Consider the following 283-nt stretch of genomic DNA (forward strand, 5'->3'; position numbering starts at 1 on the left):
GAGCAGGATCAGGGCGAGTACGCGGCAGCGTTTCATGGCGCGGACTCAGCGGCCAGCCACGGGCATTGTCAGCAACTGCAAGCGCTGGGCAATGGCGGCGGCCGGGGCGTCGGGGCGGATCTTGCTCCAGCGTTTATTGGCGACATCGCCGACGATCAACTGCGTGGAGTGCTGCTCGGGAGTCGGCACGATCTGGCCGATGCGGCTCAATACCAGGTCCATCTGCGCCTTGTCGCCGGTAAGAAAAAGCCAATGAGGGTCATCGGAACCCTGCTTCAAGGTG

1 pseudogene is annotated in these 283 nt (G+C 63.3%); it reads right to left on the minus strand.

Features of this window, described 5'->3' with window-relative positions:
* Positions 1-45: 45 nt before the first annotated feature.
* A pseudogene (locus BK660_RS31165) lies at positions 46-283 on the minus strand (SCO family protein); the annotation flags it as partial.

This window comes from Pseudomonas brassicacearum (assembly GCF_003732265.1).
GTDB classification, from domain to species: domain Bacteria; phylum Pseudomonadota; class Gammaproteobacteria; order Pseudomonadales; family Pseudomonadaceae; genus Aquipseudomonas; species Aquipseudomonas brassicacearum_D.